23 protein-coding genes and 1 tRNA gene are annotated in these 24898 nt (G+C 54.2%); 22 read left to right on the forward strand and 2 right to left on the reverse strand.

From position 1 onward, the window contains the following. The first annotated feature begins 235 nt into the window (after window positions 1-235). Window positions 236-892: an adenylate kinase gene (adk, locus tag AS19_RS04440; RefSeq protein WP_046961736.1), complete on the forward strand. Its 657-nt coding sequence runs from the start codon at window positions 236-238 to the stop codon at window positions 890-892. A gap of 398 nt (window positions 893-1290) precedes the next feature. On the opposite strand, the gene AS19_RS14080 is transcribed toward adk, so the two are convergent. Then, window positions 1291-1467: a hypothetical protein gene (locus tag AS19_RS14080; RefSeq protein ID WP_158299161.1), complete on the reverse strand. Its 177-nt coding sequence runs from the start codon at window positions 1465-1467 to the stop codon at window positions 1291-1293. Window positions 1468-2418: 951 nt separating this feature from the next. On the opposite strand from AS19_RS14080, the gene AS19_RS04445 reads away from it, so the two are divergent. The 11 genes from AS19_RS04445 to AS19_RS04495 all read left to right on the forward strand — a co-directional run bounded on the left by AS19_RS04445 (window position 2419) and on the right by AS19_RS04495 (window position 11510). After that, window positions 2419-3144 (forward strand): hypothetical protein, encoded by a 726-nt coding sequence (locus AS19_RS04445; RefSeq protein ID WP_011588125.1) that lies wholly within the window; start codon window positions 2419-2421, stop codon window positions 3142-3144. A 280-nt stretch (window positions 3145-3424) separates the two neighbouring features. Beyond that, entirely contained in the window at window positions 3425-3661 is a 237-nt protein-coding gene (locus AS19_RS04450) for a bacterioferritin-associated ferredoxin (protein WP_081424053.1), read from the forward strand. A 123-nt stretch (window positions 3662-3784) separates the two neighbouring features. Next, entirely contained in the window at window positions 3785-4264 is a 480-nt protein-coding gene (gene bfr / locus AS19_RS04455; protein WP_011588126.1) for a bacterioferritin, read from the forward strand. A 90-nt stretch (window positions 4265-4354) separates the two neighbouring features. Continuing rightward, window positions 4355-4431 (forward strand) — tRNA-Arg (locus AS19_RS04460). A 414-nt stretch (window positions 4432-4845) separates the two neighbouring features. Beyond that, window positions 4846-5091: an OadG family protein gene (locus AS19_RS04465; protein ID WP_046961737.1), complete on the forward strand. Its 246-nt coding sequence runs from the start codon at window positions 4846-4848 to the stop codon at window positions 5089-5091. Window positions 5092-5106: 15 nt separating this feature from the next. Further along, window positions 5107-6906 carry a sodium-extruding oxaloacetate decarboxylase subunit alpha gene (gene oadA, locus AS19_RS04470; protein ID WP_046961738.1) on the forward strand — a complete coding sequence of 600 codons (1800 nt, stop codon included), beginning with the start codon at window positions 5107-5109 and terminating at the stop codon, window positions 6904-6906. Then, window positions 6899-8197 carry a sodium ion-translocating decarboxylase subunit beta gene (locus AS19_RS04475; protein ID WP_046961739.1) on the forward strand — a complete coding sequence of 433 codons (1299 nt, stop codon included), beginning with the start codon at window positions 6899-6901 and terminating at the stop codon, window positions 8195-8197. The genes oadA and AS19_RS04475 overlap by 8 nt, the downstream gene beginning before the upstream one ends. A gap of 113 nt (window positions 8198-8310) precedes the next feature. After that, window positions 8311-9309 carry a DUF5924 family protein gene (locus tag AS19_RS04480; protein ID WP_046961740.1) on the forward strand — a complete coding sequence of 333 codons (999 nt, stop codon included), beginning with the start codon at window positions 8311-8313 and terminating at the stop codon, window positions 9307-9309. Window positions 9310-9796: 487 nt separating this feature from the next. Further along, window positions 9797-10597, forward strand: coding sequence for a pentapeptide repeat-containing protein (locus AS19_RS04485; protein ID WP_052753737.1), 801 nt, complete (start codon window positions 9797-9799; stop codon window positions 10595-10597). Continuing rightward, window positions 10594-11211, forward strand: coding sequence for a nucleotidyltransferase domain-containing protein (locus AS19_RS04490; protein WP_082116346.1), 618 nt, complete (start codon window positions 10594-10596; stop codon window positions 11209-11211). Before AS19_RS04485 ends, AS19_RS04490 begins: the two co-directional genes overlap by 4 nt. Next, window positions 11208-11510 (forward strand): hypothetical protein, encoded by a 303-nt coding sequence (locus tag AS19_RS04495; protein ID WP_052753739.1) that lies wholly within the window; start codon window positions 11208-11210, stop codon window positions 11508-11510. The genes AS19_RS04490 and AS19_RS04495 overlap by 4 nt, the downstream gene beginning before the upstream one ends. A gap of 377 nt (window positions 11511-11887) precedes the next feature. On the opposite strand, the gene AS19_RS04500 is transcribed toward AS19_RS04495, so the two are convergent. Further along, window positions 11888-13042, reverse strand: a complete 1155-nt coding sequence (locus AS19_RS04500) for a YbfB/YjiJ family MFS transporter (protein WP_011588134.1) — start codon at window positions 13040-13042, stop codon at window positions 11888-11890. Window positions 13043-13561: 519 nt separating this feature from the next. Here AS19_RS04500 and AS19_RS04505 point away from each other — a divergent pair. The 10 genes from AS19_RS04505 to AS19_RS04550 all read left to right on the forward strand — a co-directional run bounded on the left by AS19_RS04505 (window position 13562) and on the right by AS19_RS04550 (window position 24771). After that, window positions 13562-14923, forward strand: coding sequence for a CmpA/NrtA family ABC transporter substrate-binding protein (locus AS19_RS04505; RefSeq protein ID WP_011588135.1), 1362 nt, complete (start codon window positions 13562-13564; stop codon window positions 14921-14923). Window positions 14924-14952: 29 nt separating this feature from the next. Next, entirely contained in the window at window positions 14953-15954 is a 1002-nt protein-coding gene (locus AS19_RS04510) for an ABC transporter permease (protein ID WP_011588136.1), read from the forward strand. A gap of 16 nt (window positions 15955-15970) precedes the next feature. Next, a complete protein-coding gene (locus AS19_RS04515) occupies window positions 15971-16810 on the forward strand; it encodes an ABC transporter ATP-binding protein (protein WP_011588137.1) in 840 nt (279 codons plus the stop codon). Between the two features lie 120 nt (window positions 16811-16930). Then, window positions 16931-18115, forward strand: coding sequence for an alginate export family protein (locus AS19_RS04520; RefSeq protein WP_011588138.1), 1185 nt, complete (start codon window positions 16931-16933; stop codon window positions 18113-18115). A 43-nt stretch (window positions 18116-18158) separates the two neighbouring features. Beyond that, window positions 18159-20138, forward strand: coding sequence for an FAD-dependent oxidoreductase (locus tag AS19_RS04525; RefSeq protein WP_052753740.1), 1980 nt, complete (start codon window positions 18159-18161; stop codon window positions 20136-20138). A 15-nt stretch (window positions 20139-20153) separates the two neighbouring features. Beyond that, on the forward strand, window positions 20154-21491 hold the full coding sequence (locus AS19_RS04530; protein ID WP_046961742.1) for a cytochrome c3 family protein: 1338 nt from the start codon (window positions 20154-20156) through the stop codon (window positions 21489-21491). Window positions 21492-21533: 42 nt separating this feature from the next. Then, window positions 21534-22130, forward strand: coding sequence for a DUF3365 domain-containing protein (locus tag AS19_RS04535; RefSeq protein WP_011588141.1), 597 nt, complete (start codon window positions 21534-21536; stop codon window positions 22128-22130). 106 nt (window positions 22131-22236) lie between these two features. Then, window positions 22237-22644, forward strand: coding sequence for a globin family protein (locus AS19_RS04540; RefSeq protein WP_011588142.1), 408 nt, complete (start codon window positions 22237-22239; stop codon window positions 22642-22644). 118 nt (window positions 22645-22762) lie between these two features. After that, complete coding sequence (locus AS19_RS04545; protein WP_011588143.1) at window positions 22763-23413, forward strand: ANTAR domain-containing response regulator; 651 nt, start codon at window positions 22763-22765, stop codon at window positions 23411-23413. Between the two features lie 197 nt (window positions 23414-23610). After that, the gene (locus tag AS19_RS04550; RefSeq protein WP_046961743.1) at window positions 23611-24771 is read left to right on the forward strand and encodes a CmpA/NrtA family ABC transporter substrate-binding protein; all 1161 of its coding nucleotides are present in this window, start codon (window positions 23611-23613) and stop codon (window positions 24769-24771) included. The last annotated feature ends 127 nt before the right edge of the window (window positions 24772-24898 follow it).

A 24898-nucleotide genomic window follows, 5' to 3' on the forward strand; every position in this document is an offset into this window, starting at 1 on the left:
GATGAACGGGGCCTCAAGGTAAAGTTGCAGCCCTTCGGAGGCTGGGTTCCTCTGATTTGTACATCCATACGCTTGAAACTGCGCCGATTAGCGCCGTCTACGGCGGGCCTTCGCTCTCCCAAAGGAGAGGGGTGTGAGTCGCTTCTGGGCTGGAACACATAGGGCCGCAGCGGTGAAGGTGAACAAATCAGAGGCACTTTTTACCTCTTCTGACGATAGAAAGATGGAGAATCCTATGCGTGTCATCCTGCTTGGTGCCCCCGGTGCGGGCAAGGGCACCCAGGCGCAGTTCATCAAGGAACAGTTCAATATTCCTCAGATTTCCACCGGTGACATGCTGCGCGCTGCGGTAAAAGCAGGCACTCCCTTGGGCCTGGAAGCTAAAAAAGTGATGGATGCGGGTGGTCTCGTTTCCGACGATATTATCCTTGGTCTAGTGAAAGAACGTATTACGGAAAATGATTGTGCCAACGGGTTCCTGTTCGATGGCTTCCCACGCACTATCCCACAGGCGCAATCGCTAGTTGAGCAGGGCGTTGATATCGATTTTGTAGTGGAGATCGATGTCGATGATGAAGAAATTATTGAACGTTTGAGCGGGCGTCGTGTTCACCCGGCCTCCGGTCGTGTGTATCACACCAAGTACAATCCGCCAAAAGTTGAAGGCAAAGACGATGAAACCGGTGATGAGCTGGTTCAGCGCGATGACGATCAAGAAGAGACGGTGCGTAAGCGGCTAGAGGTTTACCAAGCGCAGACACGTCCTCTGGTGGACTTCTACCAGGATCTGGCTAAACAGGGAGAAGCTAACGCCCCACGTTATGTGCGTGTTGCCGGCGTTGGCTCCGTGGACGATATCCGCGATCGAGTACTGTCTGCTCTTAAAGGCTGATTACTGCTTTGCCGGTACCTGAATAGCAAAAAAAGAATGGGAAGCTGAGGCTTCCCGTTTTTTTGCCTATTACCACCACAGTTACATAATGGCGTATTCTTTTTTGCGGATTAACAGTGCACAGGGCCCTAGCCTTGCCTAGCACCACATCCGGTCCGTGTTCTTGGCCGTTTACTATTCCTGCCAGCGCAAAGCCTTTCTAACGTGTGTGTGATTCTAAACGCGCCATCCTTAGAGGCGCGGCTGGACTTAATTCGCCGGCTGCTGGCTTACTTTTAGCGCCATCGCGGTTAGCGCAATTGCGCGGATGATATGCATATCGATTATTTTTGGGGGGTTTACCTTGCGGTTCTCTTCCCGGCTGACCTTGTAGTGGTCAACGAATACCGGACAGTGATTTAAGATTTCCTCTGCCACAACGGGGCGATGCCGCCGTTAAAGGAATGAGGACGGTACTGGTTGTAGTGACCCATCAGGTAGTCACCGATATCTTTTTCTCTACCTCGCAGGCGGATGCTCTGCTCCATCCAGATATAGAGGATCTCTGCGCACCACATTTTATTCGGGGGTGCCACAGTAAACCTTCGTCCCTCCATGGTTCGGTATGTCTGGCCAGCTTGCTTGCAGGCATATGGGCCTGGCGGCTTAAAGATCAAGCCGATTTCACGTCACAGGCTTCACACCGTGATGTGATCGATTTCCTCTCCTTGCCCATTAAGAGCCTTTTGTATCGTGTGGCTTGTCCCTGAGCTTCTACTTTGCCTGAACACGTGATTAACGATAGCTTCAGGGCCACAGGCTCCGCATTAATATGGTGGCGCCGCTGATGAGGGTGCTCGTAGTAGCTGGAGCGGCTTCTTCACGCGCTGTTCAGAACCGAGAGTTTGGCCTCTAGCCATGATGCTTACCCTCAAACGGTTTAACCCAGCGCTGCAGCGCACCCTCGATAACACCCAGCGATATTCTGACCTGAGAAAATGTGTAGCGCTGATCCAAAGCTCGGTGGGCAGGCTTGCTGCTAGAGTTCAGATGTAAAGGAACGTCTTCTTTTGGTCATTTGATTCCTGATTTAGGGTGGCAACTTTATTACCGTAGTTGGTGCACGGGTTCATTCGGCCACTGCAGTCTTAAATACGGTGAGAAATGAAATAGGTTGTATAGATAGGTTGGTTTGAATCTGTATCTGGCAGCTATGTGAGTATTAAAGGGCCGGGTTATCTATGGCATGAAGGTGGTGGGCGGAGTGGTGAAATAAAGGCTTCTTAGGGCGTGCAGTAGGGAAGGGCAAAGGAACGAAGATGTGGTGTTAGTAAGGCCCGATCTTAACTTGTTAAGAAATAAAAGCTGTGAAAAATAAAACAAAGAAGCGATTAAGATAAACGAAAGGAAAAAGAGTTATCAGAAACGGTGAAAAATCAGGAAATAAAAATTGAGTTGGTTAAATAATGTACCAACCGATTTTCTTTTATGCTATTTTCCATTTGTCGCAGTAATTGATGACAATGCCATAGCTTAGGAGATCAATCATGGCTAAAGCAAAGAAAGCCGCCGCAAAAAAAACTGCGGCACGTAGGCCCGCAGCAAAAAAAGCTGCTGCAGTAAAAGCACCGGCTCTTCCTAAATCTGTTACCAACGCTGAGGCCAAGGTTAAGCTACAAGGTAAAGCCGTTGCTCAGGCAGAAAAGAAAGTTACCCAGTCACAAACTAAACTAGATAAACATCGCGCCAAGATCGACGCTGAAAATGCCAAGCTGTCGAAGCTGCGTGCTGATGTTGCTGCCAAGCGTGAAAAAGCACAAAAAACTCCTACTGCAGCCGCTAAGCGTGCTGTTGATACCGCTCGTGGCCGTATGAATACCGGACGCTTGAAACTTCAGGATATTCGTGCTGAAGCAAAACTGATTCGCGCCGAGATCCAGGCCGCGAAGAAAGTTGTCGCCCGCGAAGTGAAAAAAATGCGCACAGCTGAGCGTAATCTGAAAGCGAAGTTACGTGATCACGAACGTAAACTGGCGAAGAAAGCTAAAGCAGAACAGAAGAAGATTGAACAAAAGGCGAAAGTGGCAGCTCGTAAAGCGGCAGCCAAAGCCAAGCGTGTTGCCAAGAAGGCAGCGCCAAGCAAGCCTAAGAAGGCGCCTGCCAAAAAAGCGGTGGCCAGTAAACCTGCGGCAAAGAAAACAACCCCTCGTAAAGCCCCTGCTAAGAAGGCGGCAGCTAAGCGTGCTCCGGCCAAGAAGGCTGCGTCTTCCTGATACGTTAGCGAGCTTTATAGAGTCCAAAAGCCCCGCACTGCGGGGCTTTTTTATGCCTGCGAATATTGCCTAGCCGGGAAGGGAGCAGGGTGGGCTCAATAAGGCGGGGAAGTGACGAGGGGCTTCTTTGAGGCTGTAACCCGCGTGAGTGAATGGGGATATGGGTCTGCTTGACCTCTATGGTCTGGGTGAAAGAGGTAAAGAATAGATCGCCAAAAGGAGTTGATAATGATTCGCGTTAGGGTTAGCATCCTTTCCAGAGATTGAGGAAAGGCGACTTATGTACATATGCATTTGTAAGGGCATTACTGACAACCATATACGGGAAGCGGTCGATTCTGGCTGCGACAGCCTGCGTGATCTTCGTCGGGAACTTGGGGTTGGAAGTCAGTGTGGTAAATGTGCCCGTCACGCCCGCCAAATTTTGCGTGAAACCCGTAGCGTGAATGAGGCGACCTCTTTCTCGAATTCTTCTACCGCTGGTGAAGCCGTTGTTTTCTGGCCACAAACCGCATAAAAATCGTTCTCATTTTCATAAGCGCTTGTATTTGAAGCGCTTTTCTTTGTTTGACTTGTCTCTGCCACATTCTTGCTGAACAATGGGCGCCTACCCCCAAGTTCATGTGACGGAGATACCCCAATGAAAGGCGACGCCAAAGCGATTGAATTCCTCAACCGTGCACTCGGCAATGAACTGGTTGCGATCAACCAATACTTCCTCCACGCCAAAATGTATCAGGACTGGGGACTGCAGGCTCTCTACGCCAAGGAATATCACGAATCTATTGATGAGATGAAACATGCTGACATGTTAGTCGAGCGTATTTTGTTTCTGGAAGGTATTCCTAATCTTCAGGACCTGGGCAAGTTGATGATTGGTGAGAACACCAAGGAAATGCTGGAGTGCGATCTCAAGCTGGAGCAAATGGCTGTGCCTGACCTACGCGAAGGTATTGCTTACTGCGAATCCATTCAGGATTACATCAGTCGTAACCTGCTCAAAGAGATTCTTGAATCCGAAGAAGAGCATATCGATTGGCTGGAAACTCAGCTCGGTTTGATCGATAAAGTGGGCTTGGAAAATTACATGCAAAAACAAATGGCGTCTGCAGAAGGCTGACTGCTGAACTTTTAACCGATATGCGCTTGACTCACCGCGGGGCTTTCGGAATAATGCGCAGCCTCTCGGGGCGTTACAGCAACGAGACTTGCACCGGTAGCTCAGCTGGATAGAGCAACTGGCTACGAACCAGTAGGTCGGGGGTTCGACTCCCTCCCGGTGCACCATACGATTAAAAAAAGGCTCCCAAATGGGGGCCTTTTTTTATGCCGCTCTGCGGGCGCCAGATGCTTCATCTCGTAGGCAACACGTTACGGACTTGGTGGGCACACTGATGCTCTATAGTGTGAGGCTCTTTCAATATCCCCGACACACCATATTGCTTTTCATACTAGGTACAGCGGTATTTTTTTATTCAATGGCCTAGAGAGTTCTTCCCTTCGCACGGTTAGTTGACCAAAATCACCATCCAGAGCCTCGCACGGTTCATTGCAGATTGTCGACAATCTGTCTACATTGCCCTTTAAACTGCGAAAGCGGTATCGGCTCACAAGGCCACTACGATGCCCGCCCAAACGGCGGTGCCTCATGCTTTCGCACGCGGTGACTGAATCCGCTTTTGGAACCAAAAGGAGTGTTCCATGAACACCATGATGGCCCAGGGTGTCGAACTCATGCTGATTGGCATGGGGGTTGTATTTGTTTTTCTGATTGTGCTGGTCGCTGTGACAACCATTATGTCGGCACTGGTCCAGAAATTTGCCCCAGAGCAATCAGCTCCGGCGCCGCAGCTTGCTTCACCCCCTTCTCAAGATTTGCCGCCGCCGGCAATCATCAAAGCGATCGAAAAAGCGGTGCAGCAGCACCGTCAGACTTCTCTGTCATAGATACCGGATTATTCCATGAGTGACCTGAAACCGTTGGGCATTACTGATGTGGTGTTACGCGATGCGCACCAATCCCTGTTTGCCACCCGTATGCGTTTGGATGACATGTTGCCGATTGCCGCGGAACTGGATGACATTGGCTTCTGGTCGTTGGAATCCTGGGGTGGGGCGACCTTTGACGCCTGTATCCGTTATCTGGGTGAAGATCCTTGGCAACGTATCCGAGAATTGAAACAGGCCATGCCGAAAACGCCGCAGCAAATGTTGCTGCGCGGCCAAAACCTGCTGGGCTATCGCCACTACGCGGATGATGTGGTGGATACCTTTGTGGAGCGGGCAGCAGAAAACGGCGTGGACGTGTTTCGTGTGTTTGATGCCATGAACGACATGCGCAACATTGAACGGGCCATCGCCGCCGTGGTGAAACAGGGCAAGCACGCCCAGGGCACCATCGCCTACACGGTCAGCCCGGTTCATACTTTGGATATGTGGGTGGAGCAGGGCAAAGTTATCGAACAGATGGGGGCCCACTCGGTTGCCATTAAAGACATGGCCGGGCTGTTGCGGCCTGCGGTGGCGTATGAACTGGTAACTCGCTTGAAAGCGGCCCTGAATATTCCCGTGCACATGCAGTCTCACGCCACCACTGGGCTGTCCACGGCCACGGCGTTGAAAGCGGCGGAGGCGGGTATCGATAACGTGGATACGGCCATTTCGTCCATGTCGATGACCTACGGCCACAGCCCTACAGAATCAGTGGTGGCCATGCTGGAAGGTACGGACCGGGATACCGGATTGGATATCAAAAAGCTGACCCGTATTGCCGGGTATTTTCGTGAGGTGCGTAAAAAGTACGCCGCCTTCGAGGGTAGCTTGCGTGGAGTGGATGCACGCATCCTGGTGGCACAGGTGCCGGGTGGCATGCTGACCAACATGGAAAGCCAGTTGAAAGAGCAGGGCGCGGCGGACCGATTCGATGAAGTGCTGAAGGAAATTCCCGTCGTTCGCGAGGACCTGGGCTTTATTCCCCTGGTGACGCCTACTTCGCAAATCGTCGGCACCCAAGCAGTGCTCAATGTGCTTTCCGGCGAGCGCTACAAAGTGCTCAGCAAGGAAACCCGCGGCATTCTGCGTGGTGAATATGGCGCTGCTCCCGCGCCGTACAATGCCGAATTGCAGCAGCGAGCGTTGGATGGCGATGAGCCGGTCACCTGCCGCCCCGGTGACTTGCTCGACAACGAAATGGACAGCCTGCGTGACGAAGTGCTGTGCTTGGCAAAAGACAAAGGCCTGACGCTGGAGGAAGGGCCGCGGTTAACCGATGACGTGCTCACCTACGCGCTGTTCCCGCAAATTGGCCAACGTTTTCTGGAAAACCGTGGCGATGCCTCGGCGTTTGAGGCGGCGCCCAATGAACGCGGTGCAAACACGTGTGATAGCGCTCAGGCTGAAGGCGTTTACACCGTGGAAGTGGATGGCCAGCAGTACACGGTAAAAGTGAACGAGGGCGGAGATGTCACCGGCCTGCGTGAAATGGGAGACCGGGCCGATCAAACGGCTACCGCCGCGCCCGCCGCAAACCCGGCCAACAGTGTGTCGGTGGCTGCGCCGTTAGCCGGAAATATTTTTCAGGTACTGGTAAAGCCTGGCGATCAGATCAGCGAAGGGCAAAAAATCATGGTGTTGGAAGCCATGAAAATGGAAACCGATGTGTCCAGTACCTGTGCCGGTGTGGTCAGCGAGGTTATTGTGAAAGAGGGCGATGCCGTGGCTGTGGGGCAAGCCTTGCTCAGCGTGGAGCCTGCCCATGGATAAGCTGCAAACCCTTTGGCACAGCACCGGGCTGTTTCACATGAGCGGCGGCCAGTTAGTCATGTTGCTGGTTTGTCTGGTGTTGTTGTGGTTGGCGATTCACAAGAAATTCGAGCCGCTACTGTTGTTGCCCATTGGTTTTGGTGGCCTGCTGGCGAATATTCCTCTGGCGGGCTTGGCGGAGTCTGCCATTAGCCAGGCGCTGCATTTTGGTCCAGCCGAGCTGTTGGGCTCCATGGCGCAGGTGCTGGGCATGGAACCCGGTGCTGGCCGTGAGGCGCTTTATACGGCGGCTCAATCGGCAGGCCCCTCAGTACAGGACCAGTTGCACCATCTGGCCGGCAACGCCAATTACGGTGACGGAATTCTGTATTTAATTTATACCGTGGGCCTGACCACCGGGATCTTTCCGTTGTTGATCTTCATGGGCGTGGGAGCGATGACGGATTTCGGCCCGCTGCTGGCGAACCCTCGCACCCTGTTGCTGGGTGCTGCCGCGCAATTCGGGATTTTCGCCGCCTTGATGGGGGCGTTGGCACTGAATTTTCTAGGGTTGGAGTTTTCCCTATCGGATGCGGCGGCCATTGGCATTATCGGTGGCGCGGATGGCCCCACCTCGATCTATGTCACCACCAAACTGGCGCCACACTTACTCGGTGCCATTGCTGTAGCCGCATATTCCTACATGGCGCTGGTGCCGATTATTCAGCCTCCCATTATTCGTGCGCTGACGTCGGAAAAAGAACGCCAGATAAAAATGGAACAATTGCGTCCTGTCAGTCGAGTGGAAAAAATTCTGTTCCCGATTTTGCTGTTAGTGTTGGTGGCCCTTGTGCTTCCCGATGCCGCGCCGCTATTGGGCATGTTCTGCTTGGGTAACCTGATGAAGGAATCCGGTGTTGTGAACCGGTTAGTGGATACCACCAGTAACGCGCTGATTAATGTGGTCACCATCATGCTGGGGTTAGCCGTGGGCTCGAAACTCAGCGCCGACAAATTCCTGGTGATGGAAACCCTGGGCATTCTAGCCTTGGGCCTGGCGGCGTTCATGATTGGCACCGCAACCGGCGTGTTAATGGCCAAGCTGCTCAACCGCGTTAGTCGCCACCCGGTTAACCCCATCATTGGCGCTGCCGGTGTCTCCGCCGTGCCTATGGCGGCACGGGTGGCTAACAAGGTAGGGCTGGACGCCAACCCCCATAACTTCCTTCTGATGCACGCCATGGGCCCTAACGTGGCTGGAGTTATCGGCTCTGCTGTGGCCGCCGGCGTGCTGCTCAACTTTGCCGGCTGATCGATTTTCCCCGCGGTGGCCCCAGGGTCACGCGATCCTTTGCTGCCACGGGGAACCCGCAGAGTTATAGTACGTCGAAGACGCAATCCCCGCCCTTCGATGGAGTTCTCCCGTTGCCGCTGACGCTACAAACGCTGACTGAAAAACTGTATCGGATCCGACATATCTGGGCGTTTATCAGTTTTTCGTTGGGCCTGAGTAGTTATTTCCTAGTGGATCGCCAGCCCTGGCTGGCGGCGGTACTCACCGGGCTGTTGGTGTTGAGCTGGTTATTACTGCTTACCGAAGGGATCTGGCAGAACAAATTCATCGGAACCCGTTTTGATGGCTTGCCCCAGGGCATGCTCAAATTGTTATTGCAGGCAGTGCATCAAGAGGCATTCTTTTTCAGCTTGCCATTCGTGTTGCTGCAATGGTCCGGTGGCGCGGAATATATTTTCTTCACCACCCTGGTGGTCAGTGCGGCCTTGGCCAGTATTATTGATCCGGTCTATTTTGGGCTGGCCCGGCATCGGGCGCTGTATTTCGGCTTCCACGCCTGGGCGTTGTTTGTGGCCCTGCTAGTGCTGTTGCCGCTAATCTTTCACTGGAGTACCGACTCGGCCCTGGCGTGGGCAGGCTGGCTCACCGCCCTGTTTGCCTTGCCCAGCTTCTGGCGGTTTGGCGGGCCACGAAAGTGGTTTCGCTGGCTGGGGCTGATACTGATCTCGTGCCTAATTGCGCTGGCCCCGCGCTGGCTAGCCCCGCTGATGCCACCGCTAACGTTGTCTTTGCAGGAGCGCGCCGTCGCTTTGTCATTCAATCGCGCCGAGCGCAAGCCGCTGGTGAGTGGTGAAGTTTTTAGCGCAAACGAAGTGGCCGAAGGGCTGTATGCCTACACCGCCATCAAGGCGCCATTGGGGCTCGGGCAGGAGGTGTACCACTACTGGTTCCGCAACGGCGAACAGGTGGACCGCATTCCGTTGAACGTCTCTGGCGGGCGGGAATCGGGCTTTCGCACCTGGTCCCACAAACGCCACATTCCTGTGCCGTCACAGGGGCACTGGCGGGTAGAAGTGCGTACCGGGGATAACCAGATCATCGGCGTGATGCGCTTTACTATCACACCCTGATTCCTGCGGCTCCCCAGTCGCCCCTTCGCCCCCAAGCCCCTCAACACCCCAGCCCTCGTTGGCGCCTTGCTCGCAAGGCGAAGAGGCTGACGTCACTGCCGTGCCTTCGTGAGCCTCTGCCTCTTCGGACGCTAGGCCCAATGGTTTTTCAGACCCTTTTGGGCCGAACCCCTCCAAACCGCTATCCCGACTATGCCGTGCTCAACAGAACCCGCCATATCTTTGTAGGATATGGCTTACAGAAAAAGCTAAACGTTTGATATAGAGTGGTTTTAGGAACTGGGGAGTAACGGGGAAAGTCAGGAAATAGGCCGCTTCTTCGCGTTTTTCCAGACGAGATGGATTCTTTTTTTCACGGTAAGAATCTGACGGCCTTGCGAATTTCTGTGTTTCTCTCGAAAGCCATAAAAGAATTATGTCGAAAAAAGATAGGTCGAATCGTTCGACTGAATACGCTGTTAGCCTTCACTTTAAGTCAGGCGTAAAAATGGAACTTGAAGATCATTTAAAACCAATTATCGAAGACAAAAAAATGGCAGCGGATGTCCGCGATGAGGAGCTTTCGCGACATGTGCTAAGGCGTTTTTTTGCCGTTGGGAGGACTTTTGTTGGAGTGAGCTTTAAGCAATCTGACATTTTTGATTGCTACTTTAGAAATTGCCGATTCATTCGTTGTGACTTCACAGGCGCTAATATCAGCGGCTCCAACTTTCGAGGTGCGCAATACGAGGAATGCAAGTTTCAATACTCCTCCTGGGAGCATACTCATCTTGATGAAGAGTTCTTAGACAATTGTCTGCCAAGTGAAGAAAATTTGGCCCGTGATCTTGTTCGCTCCCTTCGGGTTAACTTTGGCCACACTGGGAACTATGCAGCAGTAAATAGAGCTGCATCAATTGAAGTAGCGCTAACAGGGCAGCATCTATACCATGCAGCCTATTCGAAGCAGTCATACTACCGCTCTAAATACAAAGGCTGGGATAGATTCGTACATGCGATTCGGCATGCACGCTGGAAGGCACTTGATCTGCTCTGGGGGAATGGAGAGAGCATATTTCGGATCCTGATTAGTAGTGCAACAGTAATATTTATTTGGGCTGGCATCCTCGCATGGGCTAACCCTAATTTTACATGGCCACAGTCTTTGTTTTCGGTAACTTATGCATTCTGGGGTATCGATACTTCACCTCCTTTGCCTAGGTGTCAATTTGCCTCCTTGTCTGTCATACGGTTCATATTTTTTGGGCTGTTTATGGCTATTCTAATCAAGCGGTTGGCAAGACGATGAGTCATGATATTTACGTATTCGGTTCTACTTGCCGAGGAGAAGCAACTCCTACTTCAGATGTCGATATTCTTGTGGTTCCCTTTGCGAAAAAACGTACTCAATATCCGCATGAGTGGAGCGTGTACTCCCCAGAAGTGATCAAAGAATATTTTACGAAAGGAAGACTGTTTGCTTGGCACCTTCATCTTGAGGCTAAGTGTGTGTATTGCTATGGCGATCAACCTTTCCTAGAAAATTTGGGGCCACCGGCCCCTTATTCAACTATCGCAGAAGATATCGATGACTTAGAGGCTTTGCTTAAGGAATCCCTAAACGAGCTTACGACTGGGACTAGCAACGTTGTATATGAGTTGGGTATTGCTCATACAGCGATTCGGGACATCGCCATGTGCGCATCCTGGGCAATGCTGGAAAAACCGTCTTTTTCGGCTGATGCACCCTATCGGCTTCCGGTTGAGTGTCCACTGGAGCGCTCAATTTATAGGCAGATTATGCTGGCAAGGCATAGTTCAACACGAGGTGTAACAATCGATTTCGATCCGACTTATGCAGCTCGTACCGTTGTTGAAACCCCATTAGCAAAATGGGTAGATTCTCTGCGAGAGGCGATATGAAGAATACCTTTTTGAATAGAGTGTCAGCAGAACGTCGTGTATTGACACTGGTAAACAGATACTCCTCCAGTGTTGAGGAACTTACCGGGCTGTCTAGAGCGGCCATATTGCGCTGGCAAGCTGTGGTGGGGTTTCATTCAGAAAACCGTGTTGTCCCTTTGCTTTTTGATCTCGCTGAACAATGCCAGAGGCTATCGGACCGGAGCAATGAAACGTTTATGCCTTTGGAGAAAGCTCAAGCTAAAAAAATAGAAGAGCAACTCGGAGAGCTAAAGGAAGAGCTGCAAAGGTGCCGGTGAGGGCTAACAAGTTGCTGCACTCGGAAAAATTACTCGCTGCGCTCCTAATTTTCCGGTGAGCAAGGCGTTAAATAATCGCAGGAAGAGATTGAAATCGAGTTATTGGGCTATACGGATGAGTTACTGCAGGTCGATAACCCGCAAAGCCCCCGAAGTCACGATATCAGCTTCGCTATCTTAGCTGAGGGCTATAGCGCATTTTCTATTGGCTTTTGCCGACGAGATTGAAATCGAAGGGAACCAATTTAAACACGAGTATTTCGAGTTCGATCCAGGGGATAACCTAGCGTTGGTTGTTTTGAGTCCCGATACTGCGTGGGGAGCACCGCTAACAGCTGAAAGCCACCTTTTCTGTCAGTGCGTTCCTGCGCCAAACCCTAAAACCGTTCCTTTCCCAGTGGCATCAACAGCACCGCTGCGCCTATCAACGCCACTGCTGCGCCGATCAACCCGGGCGAAAAACTCCCTCTGCTTTCCAGTAACCATGCCGTGACTACTGGCCCCAGTATCTGCCCGACCCCATAGCAGGCGGTTAATGCGCCTAGGGCGGCGCTGGCGGCGTGGGGGGCCAGTTGGCGGGCGCAGTACATGCTTAGGGCGACCACGGCGGTAAAGGTGCCGCCTACCAGCAGGCCACTGGTGACCAGCCCGGCCAGACCGGGGAGCCAGGCGGGAGCACTCACGCCTACGGCCTGCACTACCAGCGCCATCATCAAGGCATTGCGCTCGCTTGTGTGGCTGGCCAGTTTGCCCCACAGCAGGTTGGCGGGAACGGCAGCCAGGCCCACGGCAAGCCAAGTATAGAAGGCGGCGCTGTCCAGCCCAGGCAGTTGTTGTTTGGCGATCACCGGCAGGTAGGTGGTGCTGGTGATGTAGCCGAACCCGGCGAGAGAATAACTGGCAATAAGGAAGCCCAGAGCTTTGCGGTTTACCGGTACCCGGGTATGGGCATGTTCACTGGCGTGGGGCAGGGCGGGAATCACACGCAGAAACGCCATGAAGACAAGTGCCAGCGCGCCGCAGGAAAACCACATAAAGGGATAGCGGCCTTGCAGGAACTCAACCAATGCTACGGTGAGGGCGGCGATGCTGATGCCCAAGCCAATGCCGGCGTAATGGATATTGCCTAACCGGGCGCGCAGGTGATTGGGCAAGGCGCCAAGCACCAGGGCAGAGCCGTTGACCATGATGATGGCGCTGGCGATGCCGGCCAAGAAGCGGTTGATTGCCCAAGGAAGAAACGTCTCGCTGAGACCCATCAATAGGCTGCTAACCACACTCACCCACAGTGCGACCCAGAAGGCGCTACGTGCCCGGTGAGAGGGGACGGCCATGGCAAGCATGGCACCCAGCAGGTAACCGCCGTAGTTCACCGCCGCTAGATAGCCGCCACTCACCGCCGTTAGCGCTGTGTCAGCAATCATGCCGGGCAGGGCAGGGGTAAAGAGAAAGCGGCCAATGCCCAGGGCAATGACCAAACTGAGGGCGCCGGCCAGGGCAATGCGCAGGGCGTCGTTGTCGTGTTGGGCCATAAGGGCTCGGTCTAAATTAATGATGGATGGCTGCGGTCATGTGCCGGGCAGCCTAGCAGGTCGGCGCTTGTTGCTCTGCACCTTTCAGATGATGTTCATTATTTCTCTCAGTGATAATGGGCCTTTGGTCGCAAGCGGTGCGCATTTTTTTCACCATACTGGCGCAAAAGCGGGTTTTGTGGGGGGTGATCGGCTATGCAGCACAACAGTGATGCATTTTGGTGAGAACGAAATGATTCACAATAGTGCTGTTTGTGCAATTTATGGGCGTGGCGATCGTTTCTGTAGACAGCATTAATCGTTAAGTTATTGAAAGTATTGTGTTTTCAAAGTTGGCACAGCAATTGCCTTAGTGGGTACATCACAGCAACAGTGTTGTGACCCAAATACTTCTTCGTGATCAATGGCGATCACGATCAGATTCGAGCAAAGGCGCTCATGGCATCCGGTCAACGATGACAGGATTCTCTGAGCGCTTTTTTTATGCCAGCGCGATAGCAGGCAAATGAGGGAAGACGGATGAAAAAGTTTATTCGCATAGCAATTACTGCACTGACGGTGGGGCTCTCGGCCAACGCCATGGCGGAAGATTCTGTGGGCTGGCCGGAAAAGGCTGATCTGAAGTTTGGCTTCATCAAGCTGACCGACATGGCGCCGCTCGCTGTGGCCTACGAGAAAGGGTTTTTTGAAGAAGAAGGTTTGTTTGTGACCTTAGAGGCCCAGGCCAACTGGAAAGTCCTGCTAGACCGGGTGATTGACGGTCAGCTGGATGGGGCGCACATGCTGGCAGGCCAGCCGCTGGGGGCGACTATTGGCTACGGCACCGAAGCGCACATTGTTACGGCGTTTAGCATGGACTTAAACGGTAATGGCATCACCGTTTCCAATGCGGTGTGGGAGGAAATGAAGAAGAGCATCCCGGTGGAGAATGGCAAACCGGTGCACCCGATCAAGGCGGATGCACTCAAGCCGGTGGTGGAAAAGTACAAAGCTGAGGGCAAGTCTTTCAACATGGGCATGGTGTTCCCGGTATCCACTCACAACTACGAGCTGCGTTACTGGCTGGCCGCCGGTGGCCTCAACCCGGGTTTCTACGCCCCACACAAGGGCGACACCAGTGGCCAGCTGCAGGCTGACGTATTGCTGTCGGTTACCCCGCCACCACAAATGCCGGCCACCTTGGAAGCGGGCACCATTTACGGTTACTGCGTGGGTGAGCCTTGGAATCAGCAAGCTGTATTCAAAGGTATCGGTGTGCCGGTAATTACTGATTACGAAATCTGGAAGAACAACCCGGAAAAAGTGTTCGGTGTGAGTAAGGGCTGGGCTGACAAGTACCCCAACACCCATATCCGTGTAGTGAAAGCGATGATTCGTGCGGCCAAGTGGCTGGATGAGAACGACAATGCCAACCGCCCGGAAGCAGTGAAGATCCTGTCTCAGCCTAACTATGTGGGGGCGGATTATGACGTGATCGCCAACTCAATGACCGGGACCTTTGAATATGAGAAAGGCGATAAGCGTGAAGTGCCGGACTTCAATGTGTTCTTCCGCTACAACGCTACCTATCCATTCTACTCCGATGCCATCTGGTACCTGACGCAGATGCGTCGCTGGGGTCAAATCAGCGAATCCAAACCGGATAGCTGGTACATGGATATCGCCAAGCAAGTGTATCGCCCGGACATCTATGCCCAAGCGGCTAAGGCGCTGATTGCTGAAGGCAAGATCTCTGCGGATGAGTTTCCTGACTTCGCCACCGAAGACGGCTTTAAAGCACCGCAAAAAGGCTTTATCGACAACATCACTTACGACGGCCGCAAACCTAATGCGTACCTGAAGAAGTTTCCGATTGGTCTGAAAGAGGGCGACGCGCTTTAACAGCGTGTCTCCTTCAAGGAGAAGCAATCATGGTGACCCTGACTTTCCCAACTTGGATGGAACCCTACCGTGCGCTGGCTACCGGCAAGATGTCCGGTGAGCAGTGGCAGGCGTTGCTGCGCCAGTTGATCTGGCCGGTGATGGGCATTGCCGCCTTTCTGTTGCTCTGGCAGCTGGCGGCCCAACGTATCGACACGTCGTTGGGGCAATTCCCGGGGCCAGCGGATGTTTGGCAGCAGGCAGGGTCTCTGGTGGATGAACATCAGGCGTCCCGAGCGAAGGAAGAGGCGTTTCACGAACGCCAGGAAAAATACATTGCTTCGCGTCTGCAGCAGCAGCCGGACTGGGAGCCGGTCCAACGGAATTACACGGGGGCGCCGACCTTCTTTGATCAGATTGGCACCAGCTTGATCACGGTGATGAGTGGCTTCTTGCTGGCATCATTGATTGCGATTCCTCTTGGTATCGTCATTGGTTTGAGCAGCACTGCGTATGCGGCTATGAATCCGCTGATTCAGTTGTTCAAACCGGTGTCACCGTTGGCATGGTTGCCCCTGGTCACCATGGTGGTGAGCGCGTTGTATGTGACCGACGACCCGATGGTGGCTAAGTCGTTCCTGACGTCCATGTTCACAGTGTCTCTATGTTGTCTGTGGCCAACGCTGATGAACACCTCCGTGGGGGTGACGTCTGTGAGCCAGGATCTGACCAACGTCTCTTTGGTGCTGCGGCTGAATGCGCTGAGCCATATACGCAAGATTGTACTGCCTTCTGCACTGCCAATGATGTTCACCGGTTTGCGCCTGAGCTTGGGGATCGCCTGGATGGTGCTGATCGCTGCCGAGATGCTGGCGCAGAATCCGGGGCTGGGGAAATTTGTTTGGGATGAATTTCAGAACGGTAGTTCTCAATCTCTCGGCCGAATTATGGTTGCCGTTATCGTAATTGGTCTGATCGGTTTTCTGCTGGATCGCTTAATGCTCATGCTGCAACGCGCTCTGGTGTGGGACAAATCTTCCGTACAGCGCTAAGCACAGGGAAAACGACATGAAAGCATTACTGGAACTCTCCAACGTTGGTATGAAATTCGATACGCCCAAGGGCCAGTTCGAGGCCCTGAAAGAGGTGAACCTTAAAATTGATTCCGGCGAATTTGTTTCTCTGATTGGTCACTCCGGATGTGGTAAATCCACCGTGCTCAACATCGTCGCGGGCCTGCTACAGGCCACCGATGGCGGTGTCATTCTCGACAACCATGAGGTGACAGAGCCTGGCCCGGAACGGGCCGTAGTATTCCAGAACCATTCGCTGCTGCCCTGGCTCACCTCGTTCGAAAATGTCGAGCTGGCGGTCAAGCAGGTCTTCAAAAAGACCAAGACCAAAGCGGAAATACGCGACTGGGTAGAGCACAACTTGGAACTGGTGCACATGGGGCACGCCCTGCACAAAAAGCCAGACGAAATTTCCGGGGGTATGAAACAGCGGGTGGGTATTGCCCGTGCGTTGGCCATGCAGCCCCAGGTGCTGCTCATGGATGAACCCTTTGGTGCGCTTGATGCACTGACCCGTGCTCACCTGCAGGATTCCCTGATGGAAATCCATGCTCAGCTGGGCACCACGGTGATCATGATTACCCACGATGTGGATGAGGCGGTACTGCTGTCCGATCGTATCGTCATGATGACCAATGGCCCGTCTGCCACCATTGGCGAAATTTTGGACGTGAACGTACCGCGGCCACGAGATCGCCTGGCACTGGCAGATGACCCGACCTTTGTGCGCTGTCGTCAACAGGTGCTTCAGTTCCTGTACGAAAAGCAGCGCAAGGTGGAGCCAATGCGAAAACGCAATAGCAATAACGCTGAGGCGGCTCGCAAACAGGCTTGAAGTAAACGCATAACGATGGAATGAACCCACCTGCTTTTTTGTGCACGGAAAGCGGGAACAGGGAAGGTGCGCTCTGAATTAACCAAAAAACGATTTTAACTTTGGGAAGGTGTTGAGGAAATGATGATGAAAAATGCTGCCATTGCTGCCGGTGTCCTGCTCTCCGCGCTGGGTGTTACAGGTACCGCTAACGCCGAAGATGATGCCTTTATTACGGCTCTCAAAGGCGGTACTCCGCTGCTGAACATGCGCCTGCGCTACGAAGAAGTCGACATTGACGGTATGGCTGACGAAGGTCAGGCACTCACCCTGCGTACCCGTTTGGGCTACCAGAGTGGCAAATTTTACGGCTTCGACGTAATGGGCGAATTTGAAGATACCCGCATCGTTGGCCAGGTGGATAATTATGCCCCGGAGCAAGGTGGCTATCCGATCATTGCGGATCCGGAAGTGACTGAACTGAACCGCGCTGCCATTCGCTACACTGGTAGCGATGCGTTGGAAGGCCTGGTTGCTACCTATGGTCGTCAACGCATCATTTATGACAATGCGCGCTTTGTGGGCAATGTGGGCTGGCGCCAGGATGAGCAAACCTTCGACGGTGCCAAGCTGGACTATGGTGTCGGTGATCTGACGTTCTCCACGGCGTACCTGACTCAAGTAAATGGCATTACCCCATCGTTTGATGCCAATACCTCCCATTATCTGTTCAACGCTAGCTGGGCCGGCGCGCCAGGTGGGTCCCTAAGCGCCTATGGCTATCTGCTTGAAACAGACAATGTGACGGATTCCGATAACGATACTTTCGGCCTGCGTTATGCCGGTGCTTTTGATCTGGACTCACTCAAATTGTTGCTGACTCTGGAAGGGGCCCAGCAGGAAGTGGACGCCGGTGATACCGAGTACTACTTTGCCGAATTGGGCGCACAAATTGCTGGCGTGACAGTAAAAGTGGCACAGGAAGTGCTTGGTTCTGATGATGGCACCGTAGCGTTCCAGACGCCTCTGGCCACCAAGCATGCCTTTAATGGCTGGTCGGATCAGTTCTTGGCGACACCGGATGATGGTCTGGAAGATACCTTTGTGTCAGTGGGTGGCAAGCTGGCGGGTTTCAAGTTGCTGGCGGTATTCCATGACTTCAAGTCCAACGAAGGCAGCACTGACTACGGTACAGAAACCAATGTGCTGGTAGCGCGCCCAATCGGTAAAAACTACGTAGTAGGACTGAAGTATGCAGACTACAGCGCCGATGACTTCAAGTCTGATACCCGCAAGTACTGGGCCTGGGCAGAACTGAAATTCTGATCCCCGACCTTCCCCGTTAGATCCTCAGAAAAGGAGGTGTCAGGTGGAAGCAAAACGTTATCAGCCCCAACCCCGGGTACCTGATGCCCAGGCCGAACAGCCCGTCATCATTGTTGGCAATGGCCCGGCGGGAATACAGTGCCTGGTGGAGTTGCGCCGCCGTGGTGTGACCACACCAGTGAAGCTGTTCGGTGCAGAGCATTGGGCCCCGTATGATCGCGTTAAGCTTTCCACCTTTCTTTTCGGATCCACCGAGTTTGATGATCTCACCAACTTGCCCCCTGAACTGGATGACTCGGTAGAGCATCTGGTTGGGCGGCCTGTTACCGGGATTAATCCCGGCCGTCGCTGGGTAGAGGACAGACTCGGTCAGCGTCACCACTACAGTAGCCTGGTTCTGGCGCTGGGCAGTGACGCCCATATTCCTTCCATACCGGGCACAACCTTGTCTGGTGTGTTGCGTTTTCGCGATATGGCCGACGCCCAAGCGTTAATCGCCCGTCGCTTGCGAAGTACCCATACCGTTGTCATTGGCGGCGGTCTTCTCGGTATTGAAGCTGCCCACGGATTGTGTCGTTTCGGGACCAACGTCACCTTGATTCAGCATGCCGATCGGTTGATGAATCGCCAGCTTGATAGTGAAGCGGCCAGCATGGTGGCCAATAACCTGCGCGAAGCCGGTGTGGATATACGGCTCAATACCAGTGTCCGGCGTATTAAGGGAACGGAACGTGTGGAGTCAGTGGTGCTTGCGGATGGCAGTGAGCTGCCTTGCGACACAGTGGTCTTCGCAACGGGAATTGCCCCGCGGACAGCACTGGCCCGCAAGGCGGGGCTCAAGGTTGCTAATGGTATTCGTGTCACTGCGAGCATGCAGACCTCAGATCCGCATATTTATGCGGTGGGCGAGTGCGCCCAGTTTGAAGATCGGGTATGCGGCCTAGTGATGCCGGCACTGCAACAGGCCCGGGTCGCTGCGGGATGCCTTGCCGGCAGTGATGACAGTTATACACCGGTGGCTGATAGCACTTGGCTAAAAGTTTTGTCGTTGGAGGTATTCAGTGCCGGGCGCTTTACTGACGAAGAGCGGGGCATGGTGCATCGCAGTCTTGTTTACCACGATAGCAATGCTGGCATTTATCGTGCCTTGATGTTGCGCGCCGGGCGGTTGGTGGGCGTGGTTTCCGTGGGCTCTTGGGCGGAACGTCAGAAAGTGCTCAATCGCATCGCCGATGGTCGTCGCATACAGCCTTGGGAAGTATTGCGTTTCCGCTTTACTGGTGAGCTGAATGAAGGGGGCGCCGGGCAAGTGAGCGAATGGCCGGCCGCCACCGTGATCTGTCAGTGCCGGGGGCTGTCCCGTCGCCAACTACAGGATTTCATGGCCGACGGCTGTGACGTGGCCACCCTGAAATCTGTGAGCGGCGCCGGCACGGTATGTGGTGGCTGTGAGCCGCTGCTGGATAGTTTGTGCAGTGGTGGTGCAGCTGCCGCCCGTAAGGTGCCTGGGGCCACCGCGCTAGCCATTATCTCAGCCGTTGCCGCGTTTGTTATGGCATTGGCCTTCTGGTTGCCGTCACCGGCTCCGGCCAGCTCGGTACAGAATATTTCTCTGTTTGAACAATTTTCCCGCAACGGCTTGTGGCGACAGTGGAGCGGCTATGCCGTGTTGGCCGTTTCTGTGCTGCTGTTGCTGATGTCCTTGAAAAAACGTTTTCCGAAAGTGCCCATGGGGAGTTTTACGGGGTGGCGCATTGCCCATGCAGTACTGGCTTTGCTTGCTTTGTTAGCACTGTATTGGCACACCGGTTTTTCATTGGGGGAAAACCTAAACCGCTGGCTGATGTTGAGTTTTATCGGTGCCGCCATGGTTGGCATTACTGCGGCGCTGCTAACCCGTCTGCAGGTTGCCATGAACGGAGTGGGGTGGCTGCGACAAGGCAGCACTTGGCTGCACATTCTGGTGTGCTGGCCGCTGCCGACGCTACTGATCTTTCACATCGTTTCGGCGTACTACTTCTAAAGGGCGGGTGCGGTGATGGGCAGTAAGAAACATCCTTCGGCGTTGTGGGCTATCTGGCTGTTTGGTTCGGTCGGCTTGGCCATTTGGTTGAGTCTTCAATTAGTGGATGAAGACGCAGCAAAGACCGCTTTTATCCCTGGCCCAATGACCCACGGCCATCATCAGATCGAAATGCAATGCAGTGTTTGCCATGGCCCTGGCTTCGACAGCGAAACCGTATTGCAAAATGCCTGTATTGATTGTCATGGGGAGCAATTGGAAGACGCCCAAGATTCTCATCCCAAATCCAAATTTACGGACCCTCGTAATGCCGACCGGCTGGCCAATGTGGATGCCCGGCTTTGCGTGTCCTGCCATGTGGAGCATCGTCCCGAACTTGACGTCGGCTTGGGGGTGACTCTGCCCATGGACATGTGCGGCCACTGTCATGAAGGCATTGCCGAAGATCGGCCGAGTCATAAGGGAATGGGTTTCGATACTTGTGCGAATGCGGGTTGTCATAATTTCCACGATAACCGCGCGTTGTATGAAGACTTTCTGCTTGCCCATTCCGATGAGCCTTGGCTGAAGCCGCCTGCCCGGCAACCGCCCCGTAACCTGCTTGCCAGACAGATGAAAGATGACGCTCTGCTGGCGTTGATGCGCGGCCAGGGCAAAGCGCCTGAAGGCACGCCAACCCCTGAGCACTGGGAGGGGACGGCCCATGCACAAGCGGGCGTCACCTGCACCGCTTGCCATGGTGCTGCCGGTGAGTGGGTCGATTCACCGCAGGTGCTGCAGTGCGCCACCTGCCATAAGCCGGAGTCAGAAGGGTTTCTGCAGGGCCGGCATGGCATGCGCTTGGCCCAAGGGCTGGCGCCGATGACGCCGTCGCAGTCTGTGCTCAACATGCATGTGGAAGCCAGTCATCGCGAGCTGACGTGTATCAGCTGTCACGGCGCCCATGACTTTGATACCCAGAGTGCTGCCGTGGATAGCTGTATTGGCTGCCACAATGACGAGCACAGCAACGAATACCTGCGTTCCCCTCATCATGACCTGTGGAAAAAGGAAAAGCGCGGCGAGTTGCCGCCCGGTAGCGGTGTCACCTGTGCCTCCTGCCACATGCCCCGTGAAGAGCATCGCGACGACATTTTTGTCCAGCACAACCAGAGCCTGACCATGCGCCCGGTGGAAAAGATGGTGCGCCCGGTATGCCTGCAATGCCATAGCTTGGCGTTTTCACTGGATGCCTTAGCCGATCCGCATCTGCTGGAAAACAACTTCAACGGCAAGCCCGAACACCATGTACCGTCCATCGATATGGCGGTGGACCGTGACGAGGCCCGCGACAAAAAAATAGGGCCTTACTGATTTACGCATAACGAAGTTTAAAAACCTGAGGAGGTATTACCCATGCGACACGTTATGAAACGCAAAGCCACCACCCTGATGGCCACGGCCATTTCCGCCCTGATACTCAGTGGCTGTGGAGGTGAACAAGCCGCAACGCCTGTCAGCGGGATTGAACCCAAGGTCTACACCGATTCCCTGTTCGCAGTGATGAACGCAGACCGAACCAACTACACCAAGCTGATCATCGGGCGTCTTGGTCCGGCAGGGGCGGATAGCATCAAACCCCATGAGTACTGGGAAGACCTTGAAAATGGCGCACCACTGCCAGCACAGATGTTTCGCTACGGGGCGGAGTCGGTGAGTGAGATGACCAGTGAATTCAGCTACTCGTTGCAGTCACTGTGGCCGATCAATGGGCAAAACGAACCGAAGACCGGCCTGGAGAAAGAGGGCTTGCAGTACATCGTGGATAACCCTGGTGAAAATTTTTACGGTGAAGAAAAACTGGGTGATGTGACCTACTACACCGCGGTTTATCCAGATGTGGCTGTGGCCGCGCCGTGTGTGGCTTGCCACAACAACCATAAGGATTCTCCGAAAACCGATTTCGAACTGGGCGATGTGATGGGCGGTGTGGTGATTAGGGTGCCGATGTAGGCGCTCTAAAGTTCGATCAACAACGACCCAAGTACGGGCTTAACCGATTATAGCGTCGGATGGGCGGCGCTAAAGGCCATTATCTATATTCAACGGGAGAAACATCATGACTCCGGTACAGATTGCTTTGGTACAGAACAGCTGGGACAAGGTGGATGCTATTTCCGATCAGGCTGCGAGCTTGTTTTACGATCGCCTGTTTACCAATGACCCCGCCCTGAAACCGCTCTTCAAGGGCAACATGGAAGAACAGGGCAAGAAGCTGATGACCATGATTGGTGTGGCAGTGAGAGGCTTGGACAAGCTCGATACCATCGTCCCCGCTGTTCAGAAGCTGGGCGCTCGTCACAAGGATTATGGTGTGAAACCAGCAGACTACGACACGGTGGCACAGGCCTTGCTTTGGACTTTGGGCCAGGGGCTGGGCGATGCGTTCGACAGCGACACAGAAGCCGCCTGGGTTGCCGCCTACACCATTTTGGCCACGACCATGATTGCCGCCGCGGACTATTAAGGCGCCTAGAGGGATAAGGGCCATTTTGGCACCTGGATTTGCACCACAATGGCTCGCTTTTGGGGTGCCTTATTCATGGAAAATAAAATAGACCATAAAACAATGGGTTAGAAAGAGTATGACTGGCACAACCGTTGCAGAACACTTCAATAATTCCATTTGTTCGGATGCGCCAGACATTATGGCTCTGACAATTATGCTGGTAGATGACCAGCCCCCCCGCGCGGCGATCCTCGAGCGGGCCCTCATTGATGAGGGCCACAAGATTCTGTGCCGGCTCACCAGCGCTGCCGGCCTTGCCGAGAAAGTGCGCTCCAGTAACCCGGATGTGGTGATTGTGGACATGGATGCGCCGGACCGCGATACCCTGGAAAGCATGGCGTTGGTGCAGCGTGACATGCCACGCCCCATGGTCATGTTTTGCCATCAGGACGATGAGGATCTGGTGGTTGCCGCATTGCGCGCGGGTGTTAGCGCCTACGTGGCCGGCGAAACAGACCTGACCCGGGTGCGTGGGGTAATGCGTGTGGCGACCGCGCGTTTTCGGGAATATCAGGCGTTACGTGAAGAGCTGGAAGAAACCCGTGAAGCGTTGGCCGAACGCAAAATTATCGAGCGGGCTAAAGGGCTGCTGATGCAGCGTCGTCGGCTTAACGAACAGGATGCCTACAGCACCCTGCGTCGCCAGGCCATGAACAGCGGGCAACCGTTGATTCAGGTGGCCCGATCGGTGCTCGATTATGCCGAAATGCTCAAGGCGCAAGGGTAGAAAGACTAGCGCTTAATGCCCAAAGGATAATGTTGAACAGGAGATAGCATGCGACGAGTGATGCCCTTGATGAAGGCGCGAAGCCTTATGGATATGTCGGATAAGACCGTGAGCCGCGCCCCTATTGTCGACGGCCTTCGGAGTGTGCGCCGCCAGGCGTCTGAGGTCCGGCGCCCTTCGTGTACGGAGCCGCCCCGATGAAAGTGCGTATTGGCTACATGCCGCTCACCGATAGCTTGCCCCTTGCGGTGGCTCAGGAGGGGGGATTCTTTGCCGCCGAAGGGCTGGATGTGGAATTGCAGCCGGAGTGGAGCTGGGCCAGTCTGCGGGACCGTCTGTTGGTGGGGCAACTGGATGCGGCACCCCTGTTGGCGCCCATGCTGTTGTCCACGTCACTGGGGCTGGGGTGCATCAAGAAGCCCCTGGCCACCGCCTTTTCCATGGGCCTTAACGGTAATGGAGTGACTGTATCGCCGATGTTGTTTCAGGGCTTGTGCGCCTTGTCGGAAGGTCCGACACCTAACGATATTGCTGCCGCCATGAACAAGCTGGTGGCGGCTCGGGCTTCCAGCGGTGAATCCCCTCTGGTGTTGGCCGTGGTGTTTCCTTTTTCCTGCCATGCCTATCAGTTGCGTCATTGGTTAAGTGTTGCGGGGTTGGATCCGGATCACGACGTTAAGCTGGTGGTGCTGCCCCCTTCGCAGATGGTGGACCACCTGCGAATGGGCCACATTGATGGCTTTTGTGTTGGCGAACCGTGGAATAGCTTGGCCGCCCTGACGGGTGCCGGGCATTGTATTTTGTCGGGTTATCAAATTTGGGAGAACGCGCCGGAGAAGGTATTGGCGGTCTCCAGGGACTGGGTGTCACGACATCCGGACACTCACCGGGCGGTGCTGCGGGCGCTGTATAAAGCGGCCTGCCATGCGGATGAAAACTTGGTTGAAAGTCTGTCCTTGCTGGCGCATCCGGCGTGGCTGGATGTGCCAGCAGAAATCATCGCTGCGCCGTTCAGCCAACGGTTGCCCGGTGGGCTGACAGGGCAACCGTTCCTGCCACATCATTTCCATGTATTTGCCGGTTTTCACGCTAACTTTCCTTGGCGCTCGGATGCGGCTTTTCTGCTCCAGGAAATGCAGCGTTGGCGGCAATGCTCTCTGGAGGAGGCGAAAACTTTTGCGGCCCAGTGCTATCGCACTGACTTGTTCCGCGATGCCATGAGCGACCTTACCAGCCTGCCGATCATGGACAGCAAACCGGATGAACGCCATGGTGGCCATTGGCAGTTGCCCGGTGAGCCTAAGCCGGTAGAGCTAGGGCCCGATCGGCTGCTGGGCGCCCTTGATCTAAAGGCTTAGCAGGATTGGTGGTGACGGTGCGGGGAGGGGCTTGCCTGCACGTGGTTCAAAAGAACCCGTTGCAGGCAAGTTTCGGCATTTCAGGAGCAGGTCAGCGTTAGCCTGAAAGGCGTAATCGGACAGGCCA

This window comes from Alcanivorax sp. NBRC 101098, assembly GCF_001010505.1.
GTDB classification, from domain to species: Bacteria; Pseudomonadota; Gammaproteobacteria; order Pseudomonadales; family Alcanivoracaceae; genus Alcanivorax; species Alcanivorax borkumensis.